The 15,848-nt window shown below is 59.1% G+C and carries 13 protein-coding genes and 1 pseudogene; 12 read left to right on the top strand and 2 right to left on the bottom strand.

Annotated features, from left to right (window positions below; all coding sequences use genetic code 11):
* Positions 1-2: 2 nt before the first annotated feature.
* From SFY93_RS22700 to SFY93_RS29700, 7 genes and pseudogenes are all read left to right on the top strand, one after another.
* A complete protein-coding gene (locus SFY93_RS22700; RefSeq protein ID WP_320444689.1) occupies positions 3-302 on the top strand; it encodes a hypothetical protein in 300 nt (99 codons plus the stop codon).
* 631 nt (positions 303-933) lie between these two features.
* Positions 934-1,572 (top strand): annotated as a pseudogene (locus SFY93_RS22695) (DUF1403 family protein); the annotation flags it as partial.
* A 101-nt stretch (positions 1,573-1,673) separates the two neighbouring features.
* Complete coding sequence (locus SFY93_RS29625; RefSeq protein WP_349255059.1) at positions 1,674-1,874, top strand: DUF1403 family protein; 201 nt, start codon at positions 1,674-1,676, stop codon at positions 1,872-1,874.
* Between the two features lies 1 nt (position 1,875).
* Positions 1,876-2,541 carry an SMC-Scp complex subunit ScpB gene (gene scpB, locus SFY93_RS22690; RefSeq protein WP_320444688.1) on the top strand — a complete coding sequence of 222 codons (666 nt, stop codon included), beginning with the start codon at positions 1,876-1,878 and terminating at the stop codon, positions 2,539-2,541.
* A gap of 969 nt (positions 2,542-3,510) precedes the next feature.
* A complete protein-coding gene (locus SFY93_RS22685; protein ID WP_320444687.1) occupies positions 3,511-5,457 on the top strand; it encodes a TonB-dependent receptor in 1,947 nt (648 codons plus the stop codon).
* Positions 5,458-5,754: 297 nt separating this feature from the next.
* Positions 5,755-7,287 carry a PepSY-associated TM helix domain-containing protein gene (locus tag SFY93_RS22680; protein ID WP_320444686.1) on the top strand — a complete coding sequence of 511 codons (1,533 nt, stop codon included), beginning with the start codon at positions 5,755-5,757 and terminating at the stop codon, positions 7,285-7,287.
* 4 nt (positions 7,288-7,291) lie between these two features.
* Positions 7,292-7,645 (top strand): DUF3325 domain-containing protein, encoded by a 354-nt coding sequence (locus SFY93_RS29700; protein ID WP_414716949.1) that lies wholly within the window; start codon positions 7,292-7,294, stop codon positions 7,643-7,645.
* Positions 7,646-8,016: 371 nt separating this feature from the next.
* On the opposite strand, the gene SFY93_RS22675 is transcribed toward SFY93_RS29700, so the two are convergent.
* Positions 8,017-9,015 carry a LysR family transcriptional regulator gene (locus tag SFY93_RS22675; RefSeq protein ID WP_320444685.1) on the bottom strand — a complete coding sequence of 333 codons (999 nt, stop codon included), beginning with the start codon at positions 9,013-9,015 and terminating at the stop codon, positions 8,017-8,019.
* Between the two features lie 212 nt (positions 9,016-9,227).
* Here SFY93_RS22675 and SFY93_RS22670 point away from each other — a divergent pair, with 212 nt between their 5' ends.
* The 5 genes from SFY93_RS22670 (at position 9,228) to SFY93_RS22650 (ending at position 14,524) form a co-directional block, all read left to right on the top strand.
* Positions 9,228-10,262 carry an NAD(P)H-quinone oxidoreductase gene (locus SFY93_RS22670; RefSeq protein WP_320444684.1) on the top strand — a complete coding sequence of 345 codons (1,035 nt, stop codon included), beginning with the start codon at positions 9,228-9,230 and terminating at the stop codon, positions 10,260-10,262.
* Positions 10,259-10,801 carry a hypothetical protein gene (locus SFY93_RS22665; protein ID WP_320444683.1) on the top strand — a complete coding sequence of 181 codons (543 nt, stop codon included), beginning with the start codon at positions 10,259-10,261 and terminating at the stop codon, positions 10,799-10,801. Before SFY93_RS22670 ends, SFY93_RS22665 begins: the two co-directional genes overlap by 4 nt.
* A gap of 839 nt (positions 10,802-11,640) precedes the next feature.
* The gene (locus SFY93_RS22660) at positions 11,641-12,015 is read left to right on the top strand and encodes a GrlR family regulatory protein (protein ID WP_320444682.1); all 375 of its coding nucleotides are present in this window, start codon (positions 11,641-11,643) and stop codon (positions 12,013-12,015) included.
* A 43-nt stretch (positions 12,016-12,058) separates the two neighbouring features.
* A protein-coding gene (locus SFY93_RS22655) for an IS3 family transposase (protein ID WP_320444660.1) occupies positions 12,059-13,251 on the top strand; the annotation gives its coding sequence in 2 pieces (ribosomal slippage) (positions 12,059-12,320 and positions 12,320-13,251; 1,194 coding nt in all).
* Positions 13,252-13,999: 748 nt separating this feature from the next.
* Entirely contained in the window at positions 14,000-14,524 is a 525-nt protein-coding gene (locus SFY93_RS22650; protein WP_320444681.1) for a carboxymuconolactone decarboxylase family protein, read from the top strand.
* Between the two features lie 89 nt (positions 14,525-14,613).
* Here SFY93_RS22650 and SFY93_RS22645 read toward each other — a convergent pair whose 3' ends face one another.
* Positions 14,614-15,837, bottom strand: a complete 1,224-nt coding sequence (locus SFY93_RS22645) for an ABC transporter substrate-binding protein (protein ID WP_320444680.1) — start codon at positions 15,835-15,837, stop codon at positions 14,614-14,616.
* Positions 15,838-15,848: the final 11 nt, after the last annotated feature.

Raw genomic sequence — 15,848 nt, 5'->3', positions numbered from 1 at the left:
CTATGCCGATCCTGACGTTCGTTTGTCATCTGTATCTCCGCCGCCTTTCTCCGCACGAAACTGAGCAGTCTTGCTGCGAGTACGCCAATTATCTCGACGTCGAAATCGGTGTTGCGACGATTGAGCTTTCCGAGCAATGCCATCGTACTGACCCCGATGGATTCCTCGGCAGTTATGCCTCGGCGGCTACCGATATGGTCGTTCGCGGTGTCAAACTGCTCGCAGGCGGCCAGCATGCCAGAGCCTCGATCGCCGATCTCGCGATCCACAAGCCTCGGCAACCGAGAGGGCATCAGACCTAGGTGCTCGCTTCGCATTCGGAAGCCGCCCTGTACTTTCTTGACTTGATCGCGGAAGTTCTGGCGCCACCACTGCAGGCGGCCCGCTGCGCCGGGCTCGAACTAAGCGGCGGTCTGGATTCGTCATGCGTCTCGGCCGCGTTGCCGCGCACCGCGCGTAATGTCGGACGCTCCGCAAGACTTCTGAGCTACGGGCTCGTACACGCGGGTCCCGTCGACTCTCAGCAGATCGCACGTCGAAACGAGATTGTGCGGCTTCTAGCCCTGTCCGACATTGCCGAACCATCGTCTTCATGCTCGCCGTTCTCGTTCACGCCCGCCCGAAGCGGGATGATGGCGTTGAACCGCGAACCCCCGGCGATTGACAACCCCGGTCTCGCGGGGTTGGGAGTCTATTGCAGCTGATGGTCGCAACTTCCCCCGCCCAACGATCAATTAGCCGGAGCCGCACTCTCAGCCGGCACGGAGCCTTCCGAGAGATCGAATTCAGCACTGAGCCCCTCGGGACTCATTTTGATCCCCACGCGAATAACGAACGATAAGGCAACATTATCACTCGTTTTTATTAACCATAACCTGGGACGGTTTGGGCGGATTTTATGGCGCAAAGCGCCGCACCGACTTACGCTGCGGCATGTCTTCCCGCATCCGCCTGATTCCCGCACCGCCCCGCCGCTTCCCGCCGATGCCGGGCTGGGCGCGGCTGCGCGATGTCCCAGGCAGCGCCGACGACGCGCCATTTGTGGCCGGCGCAGCGCTGGCGGCGCTGCATCCGATCGCGCGCGATGAGCATCTGCTCGCCACGTTGTGGCGCCAGCGCCTGGCGCTCACATGCGCAGCTAGGCTGGCCGGGCAGGGCGGCCGCACCGAAGACGAAGCGATGTTGCGTGATCACTGGTATCTGCGCCAGAACCGCGATGATCCGGGCCCCGCCGGCCGACTGCTCGGCGCCTGGCGCCGGCTCGGGACCGGCAAGGCGCTCACGCTGAAGGAGACGTGGCCGACCATGCTGCCGGCGCTGCTGGCTTGCCGCGACGACGAAGCGCTGCAGCAGGCGATCGCATGTGCGCTGGCGCAATGCATCGGCGGCGGCAATCCGGTGCAGGCCGCCGCGGCAACGGCGGCGATGAGCCTGCGGCTGCGACCGGACTGCTGGCCGCTGGCGCTGTGGCTGGCCGATGCCGTGCTCGCCCATCACCTCAGCTGGCCGGCGCCGGTGCCGCTGCTGGCGGCCCATCTCACCGGACATGGTCTGCGCCGGGCGACAAATAACTCCAATGATCAAGGCTGGATGCAGGCCTGCAGCCTGGCTTATGCCTGCGCCGCCGCGGCCGCCTGGATCGCTATGCCGAGCTCGGACACCGCGCCGATCGCTTGCTCGGCGCGGCGCCAAAACTGCGCAGCCGGGATGCCGACACCATGGTGGCGACCTTGCTCAGCGAAGATGCGCAACCGGCGCGGGGAGGGCAGACCGCCAGCGATCGCTCCAGCCGCCGGCTGTTCGAACGTCTGGTGTCGCTCGGCGTCGTCCGCGAACTGACGGGCCGCCCCACGTTCAGACTGTACGGGCTGTAGGATGGGACGCCGCGCCAAAGCCAAGGTCTCGCTGGACACCGCGCTGACGGATCTGCCGACCGCGCTGCGCTGGCGCGAATGGATGGGCCGCGTCGAGGCGGTGATCTTTGCCTCGCGGGAGCCGGTCACCCGCGCCATGCTGGCGAAGGTCGTCGGGCCCGACTGCAATCTCGATCCGCTCATCGACGACATCCAGGCCGAACTGCGCGGCCGGCCTTATGAACTCGTTGCCGTCGCCGGCGGCTGGCAGCACCGCACCCGCAAAAAGTTCGCCGACGCGATCCGCACCGCGACCGGGGCCGGGGAGCCGGGCAGCATGCTGTCGCCAAGCGAGATGCAGGTGCTGCTGTGTGTGGGCTATTTCCAGTCGATCACCCGCGGCGAGCTCGGCAAGTTTTTCGGCAAGGAGATCAGCCGCGACGTCATCGGCCATCTGCGTCGGCTGGACCTCATCGGCTCCGGTCCGCGCGCGCCGCAGCCCGGCGCGCCGTACACCTATGTAACCACCAAGGCGTTCCTGGCGCAGTTCGGGTTCGACACGTTGCGCGACCTGCCCGACATGGACGCCCTCGAGGACGCCGGCCTGCTCAGCAAGGACAGGCTGTTCGCGGGGGACATATCGCTCACGGCTGAAGCGATCGATGGGAACGGCTACGAGGAGGATTAGCGCTCCAGGATCCGAGCATGCCTGGCTCATAACCTGAAGGTAGCGTTTCCAACTTGCATGACTGCGGCACGCACCGCGTCGAAAGTGTCTCGCCAAATTTACATGATTAGAGTGCAACAACTTCGAATGCCAATCTCTGTAAAAGCCTTTGATGCCGATTGGCTGGATAATGACCAAGTCCATTTAGTAGTCGCGCAGCCCAGGCCTTACGACTTGGATGTCATGCGGTCTCAAGGTCCGCGACATGAAATCCTTACGACGCTAATGAAGTTGTTGGCGGGTAGGCGTGCTCTTCGGGATGTGCAGAGGATTGCGAAGCGCATCTCGAAGACCGTGATCATACCTGATATCTAGATTTAGGCTTTGCCTCTGTGTGGGCATTAAGGTGAGGGATGGCAACGCTTCCCACTGAAGCCATGCTTGAAAAGCGCCTTAAAACGTCTTGCTCCATATACTGCAAGGTTTTCTTACGCCCCGTTAAACCCGGCTCCTTGTCGCACTCCGAGTGATGGGTGGGCGGTGCCTTAGTGCGCTTAAACGCATGTCGTGCATTTCTGGATTGAATCTAAGGCTGCCCCATGGGAACTTTTCAATCGTTCCTGTAAGTGAGCTTGGGGGCCTAACAGAAAAGGGCCGATTTACGGGGCAAATTTTCCGATGTTCAGTTTTGATAACACTGCTTGCAGAGTAGCTTTACTGGGGGCGGTCAGCACGGTCGCGTTATCAATAGATGGACAGCGCGGAGCTGCGGCCCAAGCGCCCACTACTTTGCCTGCTGTACGAGTGGATGCCCCTAATCCAAGAACTGTAACTCGCGCAACGCCGCGTCGATCCGCCGCCGTTCGAGCAGCACGGCCCTCTGCACGCGCCGTCGAGCCAGCAAGACCGACTACGCCCTCAACGGGTATGATTGGCGCTCTCCCCAAAGCCTATGCAGGTGGACAAGTTGCTTCTGGGAGTCAACTCGGGATGCTGGGCAACCGAAGTGTAATGGACGCGCCGTTCAATACCACCAGCTTTACCGCACAAACTATACAAGATCAGCAGGCGAAGACGGTACGCGATGTCTTGTTGAACGACCCGTCGGTGCAGTTCACCCGCCCCACCGGGAGCAGCGCAGAGGATGGACTAAACATTCGCGGCTTCCCCGTCTCCACGTCAGATATCAGCTATGGCGGTCTTTACGGAATGCTCCCGTATTGGTCCGTGAGCACAGAGCTTGCCGAGCGCATCGAGATTATAAAGGGGCCGGGAGTGCTTCTGAATGGTATGCCACCGTTCGGGTCAGTTGGAGGGACTATCAATGTCGTACCGAAACGTGCAGGCGACGTTCCGATCGCGCAGTTGACGACAGGTTACGGTTCAAATTCTCAATGGGGGACTCACCTTGACGTCGGAAGGCGTTTTGGCGAGTTCAATGAATTCGGCATCAGATTCAACGGGGCCTACCGCGACGGCGAGACGTCTGTCCAGACCAATAAAGACAAGATGGCTTTAGCTGTCGTGGGGCTTGACTACCGAAATGAACGCATTCGCGTGTCAGCAGATGTTGGCTATCAAGAGCAGAACACCCGAGGTCTTGTGACCTTTGCCAGAATAAACCCAGGCTTTGCTATCCCCGCCGCCCCAGACGCAAGCAAGAATTTCGCGCCCCCATGGACCTACATGGAGCGCAAGGATCATTTTCAGATTTTACGCGGCGAGGCTGATCTCACGGACAACCTCACGGTCTGGGCAGCTGTAGGAAACCACGAACATCAAGCCAAGCCGCTAACGCTGTTCCCTGCGGTTATCAACGCGAATGGCGATTACACCACGTCTGCGTTCAAGAATGATCTGTACGAGAAATATAAGACATTAGATGCCGGCGTAAGAACGCAAGTCCAAACCGGCTTTATACATCACGCAGTCAGCCTACAGGGGGCCATTGTAACTCGCGATGCCGGCTTCGCTAGCGTCAACGCGCCGATACCAGCATCGAATATTTATAACCCGCTGTTCGGACCCGCCCCGTTTCTGGCTGATCCAGTAGCTATAAAGAACTATGACGGCAGCACCTCTAGCGTCGGCATTGCGGACACCATGTCTACGCTCGACAAGCGGGTGCAGCTCACTGTAGGCGTTCGGCAGCAGTATGTTGACGGTAATAATTATGCCGCCACTGGAACCCGTACAAGCGCTTATGCCTCCGATGCCCTCAGCCCATCTGTCAGTTTGGTGCTTAAGCCGCTGGAGAACGTTTCAGTTTATGGCAATTACATTGAAGGCCTCCAGCAAGGGACTATAGTTGGCACCCAATACGCTAACGTCGGTCAGGTATTGCCGCCTTACCAGTCGGTGCAGCGCGAAGTCGGCGTCAAGGTAGACTTCGGGCGTGTAACTGCGACCGTCAGCGCTTTTGAGATCACACAGCCTAGTGCAATTCTAGATGCGCCATCAAACACACTTACAGTTGCTGGCGAGCAGCGTAATCGCGGCGTCGAGGTAAACACGTTTGGCGAGGTCGCTAGCGGTGTCCGCGTTCTTGGCGGCGTAACGTTTCTCGACGCTGTCCTAACAAAGAGTCAGGGGGGCGTTAACGATGGGAAGCGTGCGAATGGCGTTCCAGAAACGCAGATTAACTTTGGCGGAGAATGGGACGCGCCCTTCATACCGGGTCTGACGTTGAACGGTCGTGTTATCTACACAAGCTCTCAACTGTACGACCTTACGGAGCCTCGTCGCAGTATTCCCGATTGGACGCGAGCAGATGTCGGCGCCCGCTATACTTTCGCGGGCCAAAATGGAAAGCCCGTTACGATCCGCTTTAACGTCGAGAACGTATTTGGCGAGAATTATTGGATGTCGGCTTACGGGGGCACTCTAGCCATCGGTGCGCCGCGCACCTTCAGGCTTTCCAGCACGTTCAATTTCTAATGCTAGGGCCGAGGGCGCATATTGCCTGTCGGCTCATCATTGCCGTCTTTGGTGGCTACTTTTTCTCTGCCAACATCGTTGCCCTCATGGCGGCGGCGCTGTCAGCGATGTTGGTCTTGCATCGTTCGGAGTCTGCTGTTCTTGCTTCAATGCTTGGCTTTCCGATCTTTCTCTGCCTGATAATTTGGGCATTTGCGGAAAGCCGATTGACGCGGGTTGGTTTGATTATGACGTTTGGAACTGCTGCTTGCAGCCAGGGAGTGCGCGGGATTCACTCCCTGATGGCTGGAAGCTGAAATGGATTCAACCTTCCGCGCGTCGATGAGCCGGCTCCACACGTGGGCCGGGGTTACCGTCGGTGCGTTACTGTTTGCCATATTCTGGATGGGCACGCTTGCGGTCTTCGATCGCGAAATCGACCGATGGATGATGCCGGAAACTCGTTTGGCCAGTCCTTCCGGTCAGATGTCGCTAGATCGTACAATCGTTCCGTTGCTTGTGACGCTCCCTTCGGTCGGAACTCCAACTAGTTGGCATGTGGTCCTGCCGTCGAATCGCTCGCCATTCATGCAATTTAGATACGACGGGCCGGGAGGGGTTCAGCAGATCTACCTCGTAGATACAAGCGGCAGAGTGTTGAACTCAGGCTCACTAGGCGGGACTGGCTTTATCAATCCGTTTCACTACAGCCTGCATCTAAAAGCAAAAGGTATAGGCTTCTGGATTGTTGGGTTTGCCGGAATGGCAATGCTAGCGCTGCTAGTCTCCGGCGTTATTATTCATCCCCGGATATTTCTTGATTTCTTTACAATGAGGACCATGAAGCCAACCCGTCTATTCCTTGATCTACATAACCTGACCGGGGTTCTTGGTCTGCCGTTTCATATCGCAATAACCCTCTCCGGCCTAATCGCCTTCTTTGCAATCTACTATCCGGCAGCAATCAACGCGACCTATTCCGGCGGCATAAACGCGTTCTATAGCGAAGCATACGGTGATTTTTCGCGACCCGCGGCACACATCGGCGGACCGTTAACTTCGCTGGATCGCATGGCAGATGAAGCTTCGCGCAGATGGGGCGGACGGAAGATCTCAGCAGTGAGTATTCGCCACTATGGTGACACAGAGGCATACGTTCGATTGGCGAGTTCGAGCGAAGGTACCGTGGCAAAGAATTTCGACTCAATCACGTTCGATGGTGCAACTGGTAGCGTTTTGTCGCAGCATGTTGCGCCTCCCATCATGCAATCCCAGCGGTTTATATCGGGCTTTCACTTTATTCAATTCACACACTGGACGCTTCGATGGATCTACTTTCTCTTAGGACTGTCCGGATGCGTCCTTATTGCAACCGGCTTCTCCTTTTGGCTTGAAGCACGCAAAAAGCAGCACGATGGCGGCGATAATGGCTATCGAATTGTGCGGTGCTTGGCTGTTGCCAGCATCACTGGGATAATTATTGCGACAATATCATTCTTTGTAGCGAATCGGCTGCTCCCGACCCCTTTCTCCGCAAAGCATCTTGATCGTTCTGCGCTGGAAGTATGGGTCTTTTATCTTGTGTGGCTTCTTGCACTGGGGGATGCATGGTTGAGACCAGTACAGGTGTGGTCACGACATTGCTGGGCAATTGCCTTGCTTGCTTCTGTCGCCGTTTCATTGAACTGGATTACAACCGGCGACCACATCGCGCGAACTACGCTCGACCGTTCTTTGTGGCCCGTAGCTGGGATGGACCTGATGCTCCTAGTTGGCGCTATCCTGGCGGCCCGCATCGCACAAACGCTTCAGCGGCAAGCTCGCCTCGCGTCAGCGGCTCGGTCGGGGTGACTGCATGAAGAGCATTTTCGAAGCAATCATGCTTTTGATAGTGCTGGGGAGCACGTATTTTGGTTTCGCCTTGTTAGCTCTGAGTCAGAGCCATCACTGGCGTAAGGTCACACGCACCGATTCATTCTCCCATCTCGCGGTGAGCATTTTCCGCACCTTCGGATACTGCTTTCTATGTTTCGGTTTGGCCACAGCGGTAGTCCGGGATGGCGTTAGTTTCGGCGCTGTTCTTTGGCTCACGATTATAAGTGTTAGCGCTGTCTTGGTCGCGGTTACTCTCACTTGGAGGCCCTCGTTACTGCGTGGCTTGGCGCACCTCCTTGCATTTACCTCCGAGATCAACCAGGAATCGAGATGAGATAACTGCGCATGTGCACTGCTGCCGGTTGCGTATGAGGTTCGGCTCCGAACACTCGAAGTCCCACTTGGCCACAGCGCCCTGTCAGTGGGTCGACCGCGTTCCCTTTCCACAGAAGCCGCCGGGAAGTTCCTCAGGCTCGAAGCTGGCCATTGTATTTGCGTTGAGGTTCACCCGGTCACCTTAGGCGAGTCGAGGAAAGAGTTGCTGATAATCGACATCGGCGATGGGCTCATCGTCAATGCGAATACGCCTCCGCTCACTGCGCTCCATCGACATCCAGAAGCCGCCGTTTGAACGACATCAGGAACTCAGGCGATAGCGTTACTTTACTCCAGGAGATCAGAAGCCATATGCAGGGACGCGGTCGTTCAGGAACCTTCGGCAGAGCGGCTTGGTAGCCGAATTTCACCAGCGGCCCGCTCTCCGTATGATCGGTGTCCAGTTTCAGGCGCACTCCAAACGGGCGGTTGGCCGATGCTGCTCTTTAGCGCAGTGATGAATGCCTGGAACGTCGCGGTCGGCTTGGCCAGCGCGCGCAGGACGAAGATGCCGTCTTCTGCCGGTTCGGCAAAGTCGCGCGGTTGCGGGAGTTCGATCAGGCGGCCGGCGGCGAGATCTTCCCACACGACCCACGATGCGAGGCGAACGATGCCCAATCCGCGGCAGGCGGCGTCGCGCAACCCCTCGAAATCGTCACAGCGAAACACCGTCTGCCGACGCACGGCCGGCATCGCGTCGACGCCGACGGCGAAGCGCCAGCCGAGCAGATCGTCGCCATGCAGCTTGTCGATCAATCGATGCTGCTCGACCATCGCGGGGCTGAACGGTGCGCTTGCCTCTTTCAGATAGTCCGGAGAGGCGCACAGGATCATGCGCTGGGTCGCGATCTTGGTGGCGATCAGGCTGCTGTCGGGCAGATGTCCGATGCGGATCACCGCGTCCATGCGATCGACGACGGGATCGGCCAGCCGCTCGGTCAGGTCGATCTCGATCCGTAATCCGGCATGCGCATGCATGAGGTGTTCGATCGCCGGCAGGACGTAGCGTTTGCCGAATGTCGGCAGGCAGGCGATCCGGAACGAGCCGGAGATTGCGCCGTCGAGTGATGCGATCTCGGCGCGAGCATCCGCCAATGCATCGAGAATCGGACCGGCGCGTTTCAGCAAGATCTGCCCGGCAGCGGTCAGCCGGATCATCCGCGTCGACCGTACGAACAGCCTGGAGCCGATCATCTCTTCCAGCGCGTCGATCTGGCGGGTGATCGAGGATGGCTTCGCCGACATCGCGCGCGCGGTGGCCGAGAAGCTGCCGGAACGGACAATATCAACAAAGACCGCGAGATGTTCTGCGAAGCGCGCGTCCTGCATCTTTGCATTTTATGCAAAGGCGTTTCCCGTGGCAACGCCATTCCAAACCACGCGAGCAACTGCCAGATCAGGCGAACCAGCACGCCGACCTCGCGCGCTGCCTTTCGAACAAGCGACAGTCCAATCGTCCAAGAAACATCCGGCGACTTACTGTCTTCTGACGCTCACACAGCGCGCACACCTCGCTGCATTGGTATGGAATGAAACTGCACATGAAGGCCATCCTATTCGATACGTTCGGCGACGAGGGCGTGCTGCGTCTGGGCGAGGCGCCAAAGCCCGAATTGAGGCCCGACGATCTCCTGGTGCGCGTGGCGGCAACGGGCGTCAACCGCGCCGACCTGCTGCAGCGGACCGGCGCCTATGGCCGTCCAAATTTCGGCGACAGCGACGTGATGGGACTGGAGATCGCCGGCACCGTCGTCGAGGTCGGCGAACGGGTTGAGGGCTTCGCGCACGGCGACCGCGTGATGGGGATCGTTGGCGGCGGCGCCTATGCCGAATTCGCGCGGATCGATCACCGGAGCGCAGTGCGCATCCCCGATCATGTCTCCTTCGTCGATGCGGCAGCGATCATGGAATCCTTCGTCACCGCATGCGAGGCGGTGACGCATCTCGCAGACGTGAAGCCGGGTCAGTCGATCCTCGTCCATGCCGCGGCCGGCGGCGTCGGCTCGGCCTGCGTTCAACTGGCGTCGGCGCTCGGCGCTACGGTTTACGCGACAGCTTCGACGGCTCTGGTCGACCGTGTGAAGACGATCGGCGCGGCGCATGTGGTGGATTACCGGCATGGCGATTTCGACGCGGATATTCTGGCGCTGACCGGCGGCGCCGGCGTGGACGCGGTGATCGACTTCATCGGCGGCGACTATCTGGCGCGCAATCTGCGCCTGCTCAAGCCGGGTGGCGTGCTCGTCCAGGTGGGATTGATGAGCGGGCAGGCCGAAACAACGATGCCGCTCAATCTTGTGCTGCACAATCACCTCAGGATCATCGGCACGGTGATGAAGTCGCGAACCGCACAGGAGAAACGCGCGATGACCACGCGTTTCGTGGAGCGGGTGCTGCCGCTGTTCGCGGCCAGCCGGCTGCACCCGCTGATCAGCGCCACCTATCAGCTCGCCGACGCCGCGCAGGCGCATCGCCGCATGAAAGAGGGCGGCGGCTTCGGGAAGATCGTGCTGATTGTCGATCCATCCGTCGTTTCCAATCCACCATCACCGTACCAATCGGAGACCACCCCATGACCAAAGTCATCACTGCTCTGAAACTGTCGGACAGCAGCTACAGCCACGTGCTGGATATCGCAGCCGACAAGATCGACATCGCGGACTGGCTGTTCAACCTGCCGAACGACGAATACAAGCGCTGCTGCCCGCCCGACCATGTCGCCTGCGGCGCCACCTATACCGACGAGGGCAAGCGTATGTCGATCAATGTGGAACGAATCGGCGAGACGCTGATGATCCAGCAATATGTCGGCGAGATCACCGAGAAGCATCACTGCCGGATGGTTTCGATCTCCGACGCCTTCACGCCCAACGGCCGCACCAAGGTGCAGATCATCTGGGATCTCAGCATCAAACCGATCGATGCGGATCATTGCGAATACACAAACAGCGTCATCGCACATCCGACCGAGGAATTCCTCGCGTTCCTGAAAGAGCACAATGTGTCCTTCGAAACCGCCGCGGCGGGCCGTCAGGCCGCCGGTGGGGACCACAATCACCGCGAGACGCCGCTGTTCGCCGAGAGCATGAAGCGCAAGGCACTGGCGCGAAAGTAATTCCCGCGCCCGCCAGTCAGCAAAGCCCGAAGGTGGCGACCTGCGGGCTTTGCGGCGCTAAGAGCCGTTGATTGTCACACGGTAATCACGTCAAAGGAACGCCATATCTCGCGATCGGTCGCTAGGATCGAGGCGCTCATCAAGTTATTAGTCCTACGTCAAAGCCAGTCGGGAATTTGAGTGGCAACTCATGGCGCTGTGCGAGCGCGATAAACTGTATCTAAAGTCAAAAACCGGACTAGATTGAACCTCATTCTGAGAAGTGGCAGTGCTGAAGGAACTGGAGAGGTTGCAATGCGCGAGCGCAATCCATCGGAGGATCAACTTTCGGCGTAGGGGTCTGCGTCTTGATACGAAAGTGGACCAGCCTTTTCTCTGCGGCGATCTGCTCATTCCATAACATTCGATCGACGAATATCCTTGGAAGATCGCGCAGGAACGGCCGAATCTTTGTGCTGTCTGAATCGATGGGAATGAATTGAGTGTGATGGGGCAGAGAGCGGACTAAAAGTACTGTTGTTCTGTGGCTTCGACCGACGTCAAAAGAGAAGTGAAAAATGAGTTTCGTGAATGAGCGTATCCCGGAAGCTAGGAAAGACGATCTAGCCGAGCTAACGACCGTTGCCGGCTTTGGTCGACTGTCATATGGATCAGGATCCATCGGTGTCTCAGGTCACCGATGTCCTTCTACGCTTTTGGTAATTTCTCAACGAAAGCGGGAACGCTCTAATGCATGCCTTAACCGAGATTCGATGTATTTATCTCGTTGTGAGCTCTAAATTTGTCCGCGCGACATTTATATCTGAGCCGACTTAGCCTCGTTCGAACCGGACCTGTCCATGCCAATTGCCAACGGGCTCTATTCGATACGCATCTCGATGGACGGAGAGGATCGACGCCGGGCCTCTGGCATCATCAACTTGCAGGATGGAGCGCTTATCGGAGGCGACAGCTTCTTTTATTACACAGGGATCTTCGATGCCAAGAATGGACGATGGCGCGGCGAGTTGATGACGCGTCAACACACCGATGCGCCCGGGAAGAACCTCTTGTTTGGTGGACGGGAAGTCAGCTGCGGGTTCTCCGGATCTTATGCCGGCAAGATTGCAAAAGTTGAGGGCACGGCCCTTGTCGGCAAAGTCAGCGTGGCTTTCAGAGCTGAGTTACAGCTGCTCGTACCAATGGCCTTCCCCCTGAGAAGTGGTCCGGTTTGAGAGTTAGAGTTTCGGCTATTTTGGGCTTTGAAAGGAGCACGGAATGGCACGGAAACACTACACGGCAGAGCAGATCATCGGGATGTTGCGCGAAGCTGAGGTTCGGCTTTCACAGGGTGAGAAGACCGGTGCGATCTGCCGCAGCCTCGGGATATCGGAGCAGAGTTACTACCGCTGGCGTCGTGAGTATGGCGGTCTGAAGATGACCCAGGCAGCACGGCTGAAAGCGTTGGAGAAGGAGAACGCGCGGCTCAGGAAAGCGGTCTCCAATCTGACGCTGGACGCGCTGATCCTGAAGGAAGTCGTCGAGGGAAAGTACTGAGCCCTTCCCGACGTCGTGCTGGCGTAGCCCATGTCTGTGCGGCGCTCGGTGTGTCCGAGCGTCGTGCATGTCGTGTGACTGGCCAGCACCGCTCGACCCCGCGCCGGCGTTTGCAGCCACGATCCGATGAGAAGCGCCTGACGGCGGATATCGTCCGGCTGGCTTCGAACTATGGTCGCTATGGCTATCGCCGCATCACAGCCCTGCTTCGTCAGGAAGGCTGGACGGTAAATGCCAAGCGGGTGGAGCGCATCTGGCGTCGAGAGGGGCTGAAAGTGCCGCACCGACAGCCGAAACGTGGCCGTCTATGGCTGAACGATGGATCGTGTGTTCGACTGCGTCCACGCTATCGCGGTCACGTCTGGAGCTATGACTTCGTGGCTGACCGCACCCACGACGGCAAGGCCTTCCGCATGCTGACGGTGATCGATGAGTTCAGCCGTGAGTGCTTGGCGATCCACGTCCAGCGTCAGATCCGAAGCGACGACGTGCTGGCGGTGTTGACCGATCTGTTCGCTCGGCATGGTCCGCCGGCGCATATCCGGTCAGACAATGGCGCCGAATTTACCGCCATTACTGTTCGCGAATGGCTGGGCCGCATCGGCGTCAAGACGCTCTACATCGAGCCAGGATCACCTTGGGAGAATGGATACTGCGAGAGCTTCAACGGCAAGCTTCGCGACGAACTGCTCAACGGGGAAATCTTCTACACACTGAAGGAGGCTCAGATCCTGATCGAGAACTGGCGGCAGCACTACAACACGATCAGGCCGCACAGCTCACTCGGCTATGTACCGCCGACACCGCAAGCCATCTTGCCTCGTGCGGCCAGCATCCTCTACGCTCCACCACGCTCAGCCAATCTCGGCGACTACAACCGCCGGAGCTCTAACTTATCCAGCGGACCTCCCTAATGGGGCAGGCCAGCTGCCGCAAAATTTCGGCGCTCTGTTCAACCTGCGTGTGTCGCTGACACATCGCGTGCACGATGCGCATCGGGCCAGTGTCGTTGTCGATACTGCTTCCGACCTCACCCACGAATTGACTGCGTGCATCAGATATTGGTCGCCGGAGGCAATCTGCCACTGGGCCTATCGACATGAAGTGCAGCGATCCTCGCAAGTAAAGACAAGGATCATTCTGTCTGTTCCTGATCCATTGTTGGCGCGAAGTCTGGTGTGGCTCAGTGCATTCTGCCGCAAACGGGCAGACAAGAGCGCGTTTGCATGGGCGATAAGCTATCGTCACAAAGACACCGCAGTGGATCGGGTTCGCTTCCATTGGCAAAATATTCGGGCGCTGAGCCGTGGCTTAAACCCGACGCTCACAGGCCGCGATGAGCGCGGCGAGCTCGCGACCCTTGTAGATCTTCTGCGCATTCCTCGTCGATGGAGGTCGTCGACACCGGTTTTGCCTCAGAGCACATAACGGCCCGGACGAGCAACCGGAGTCCAAAGCGAAATTTCATGCCGCCATGAGTGCCGTTTGCGAAAGAACGTGCTGGAAGATCCCGATTTTTGGCCGTTTCCGCCTTTTACATCAGGGGCCAGGTTGGGTAGGACTTGTTTTGTACCCACCTCAAAGCCCGAAGGCTCCGCTACTGACGGCGGCTCGCGCTGTCCGGTGCCAAATATAGTCCTATTTGCTGTCAGGAGTTCCGCCATGGCCCGCGTTACACTCAAGCGACGGGGCGATTTGCCTGACCACCTCAAGCCGTTGTGGGATCGCATGCTCGTCTATGGACCGTTCGAGGGACAGTCCGGCGCTATGGCCAATCGTCTGCCGATCTTCGAACACGCCTGGCGGATGCTGACCGATCTCGCCGACGAGGGTGTGCTGAAAAAGCGCTATCTTGAGCTCGCGCTGGTGTCGGTGTCGCTGATCAATCAGTGCAATTTTTGCATCGCGCAGCATACGCCGAAGCTTCAGGTCGAAGGCATCTCGCCGGACGGTGCGGCCAGTCTGCTGGAGTGGGAGGACCACACGGAACTGGACGAGGTCGATCGTCTCGTCGTCGAATACTCGATTGCCGTGACCAGCAACTGGCATCGCATCCGGGATGCCATGTTCGAACGTCTGCGCGCGCATTTCAGCGAGGCGCAGATCGTTGAGCTGACCTGGCGCATCTCCCTGTGTGGAGCATTCAACCGTTTCAACGACGTGCTGCAGGTCGAGGTCGTCGACTGAGCGCCGCGGCTACTGTTTGAGCCGCCGATACAAAAGGGCGGTGGGAGATGATCTCCCACCGCCCTTTGCCTTGATCGATCTGATCGCACCTATTCGGCGCTGCTGGTTGTGGTCAGGATCGCGACGTCCTCGCCGCCCTTGATCTCGTACAGCGCGAAGTCGCGGCTCTTTAGCATGCCGTTGGGCAGGAAGTCCGCCGACGAGCTGGCGCCGTCGTAGTTGATCGCCTTGCCTTCGCCGATCAGCTTGGCGCCTTCGGCATAGGTGGTGACGCGCTCGCCGCGGCCGTTGGCGACCTTCATGATGTTGTCGGCGATGGCGCGGCCTTCGGTCGACTTGGCAGCGGTGATGCCGAGTAGCAGCAGGTTGATCTCGTCATAGGCGGCGCAGCCATAGGGGAACTGGATCTGGCCGTTCGGCTTCGAGCCGACGAAACGCAGATAGGCGTCATAGGTGTCCTTGCCGACCGGCGGCACCGGCGAGCCGTGCAGGATGCCGTCAGCGGCCGAGCCGACCGCCTTCTTGAAGTCGGGGCCGACGGCGAAGGACAATGCTAACACCTTGCCGGTGTAACCGCCACGGATCAGTTCGCGATACAGCGCGGTCATGTCGGTGACGTAACCGGCCAGGAACAGCGCCGGCGCCTTGCTGGAGATCAGCTTCTCGGCTTCGGCGCGGTATGACACCTGGGTCGGGTTGTAGTAAAGCGGCTCGCCGACGATCTGGCCGCCGACAGCTGTCAGTGCCTTGCTGAAAGAAGCGCCCATCGAGGCCGCGAAGTCGTTCTTCGGGCCGGCAAACGCGATCTTAAGTAAGCCGCGCTTGACGGCGAGACCGGCCAGCGCGACGCACCAGGCCTTGTTGAGCGGCTGCAGGTTGAAGCAGAGACGCTTCTTGTCACCGTCCGGCAGGTTGTCCGACGAGCCGCTGAACAGCTGAACGACATTGGCTTCCTGGCACAGCGGCTGGATGCCGATGGTTTCGGACGACGCCCAGGTGCCGATGATGGCTGAGACCTGATCGGCGTCGATCATCTTGCGCGCGGCGCGCACGGCCGCTTCAGGGTTGGTCTGCGAATCCTCGGCGATCAGCTCGATCTTGCGGCCGAGCACGCCGCCATTGGCATTGACGAGGTCGACGACGGCACGATGCGCCCTGGCCTTTTCCGGGCCATAGGGCGCGCCGCCGCCGGTCAGCGGCGTCAGGCTGCCGATCTTAATCGGTCCGGTCTGCGCCACGCCGTAGCGGAGCAGAGCGGGCGTGGCGAGCGCGATGGTGGAGCCAGTAACGAACAGTCTGCGGGTGAGTTTCATCGATCCATTCC

This window comes from Tardiphaga sp. 42S5, from assembly GCF_034044155.1.
GTDB lineage: Bacteria > Pseudomonadota > Alphaproteobacteria > Rhizobiales > Xanthobacteraceae > Tardiphaga > Tardiphaga robiniae.
The sequence above is the reverse complement of the archived record's forward strand: the minus strand, read 5'-3'. Positions and strand labels throughout refer to the sequence as shown.

What these genes read in the sequence shown, in the direction of transcription:
- SFY93_RS22700 (WP_320444689.1), top strand. Translation starts at nt 3, where the DNA reads ATGCCGATCCTGACGTTCGTTTGTCATCTGTATCTCCGCCGCCTTTCT.
- scpB (WP_320444688.1), top strand. Translation starts at nt 1,876, where the DNA reads ATGGGACGCCGCGCCAAAGCCAAGGTCTCGCTGGACACCGCGCTGACG.
- SFY93_RS22685 (WP_320444687.1), top strand. Translation starts at nt 3,511, where the DNA reads ATGCTGGGCAACCGAAGTGTAATGGACGCGCCGTTCAATACCACCAGC.
- SFY93_RS22680 (WP_320444686.1), top strand. Translation starts at nt 5,755, where the DNA reads ATGGATTCAACCTTCCGCGCGTCGATGAGCCGGCTCCACACGTGGGCC.
- SFY93_RS29700 (WP_414716949.1), top strand. Translation starts at nt 7,292, where the DNA reads ATGAAGAGCATTTTCGAAGCAATCATGCTTTTGATAGTGCTGGGGAGC.
- SFY93_RS22675 (WP_320444685.1), bottom strand. Translation starts at nt 9,015, where the DNA reads ATGCAGGACGCGCGCTTCGCAGAACATCTCGCGGTCTTTGTTGATATT.
- SFY93_RS22670 (WP_320444684.1), top strand. Translation starts at nt 9,228, where the DNA reads ATGAAGGCCATCCTATTCGATACGTTCGGCGACGAGGGCGTGCTGCGT.
- SFY93_RS22665 (WP_320444683.1), top strand. Translation starts at nt 10,259, where the DNA reads ATGACCAAAGTCATCACTGCTCTGAAACTGTCGGACAGCAGCTACAGC.
- SFY93_RS22660 (WP_320444682.1), top strand. Translation starts at nt 11,641, where the DNA reads ATGCCAATTGCCAACGGGCTCTATTCGATACGCATCTCGATGGACGGA.
- SFY93_RS22650 (WP_320444681.1), top strand. Translation starts at nt 14,000, where the DNA reads ATGGCCCGCGTTACACTCAAGCGACGGGGCGATTTGCCTGACCACCTC.
- SFY93_RS22645 (WP_320444680.1), bottom strand. Translation starts at nt 15,837, where the DNA reads ATGAAACTCACCCGCAGACTGTTCGTTACTGGCTCCACCATCGCGCTC.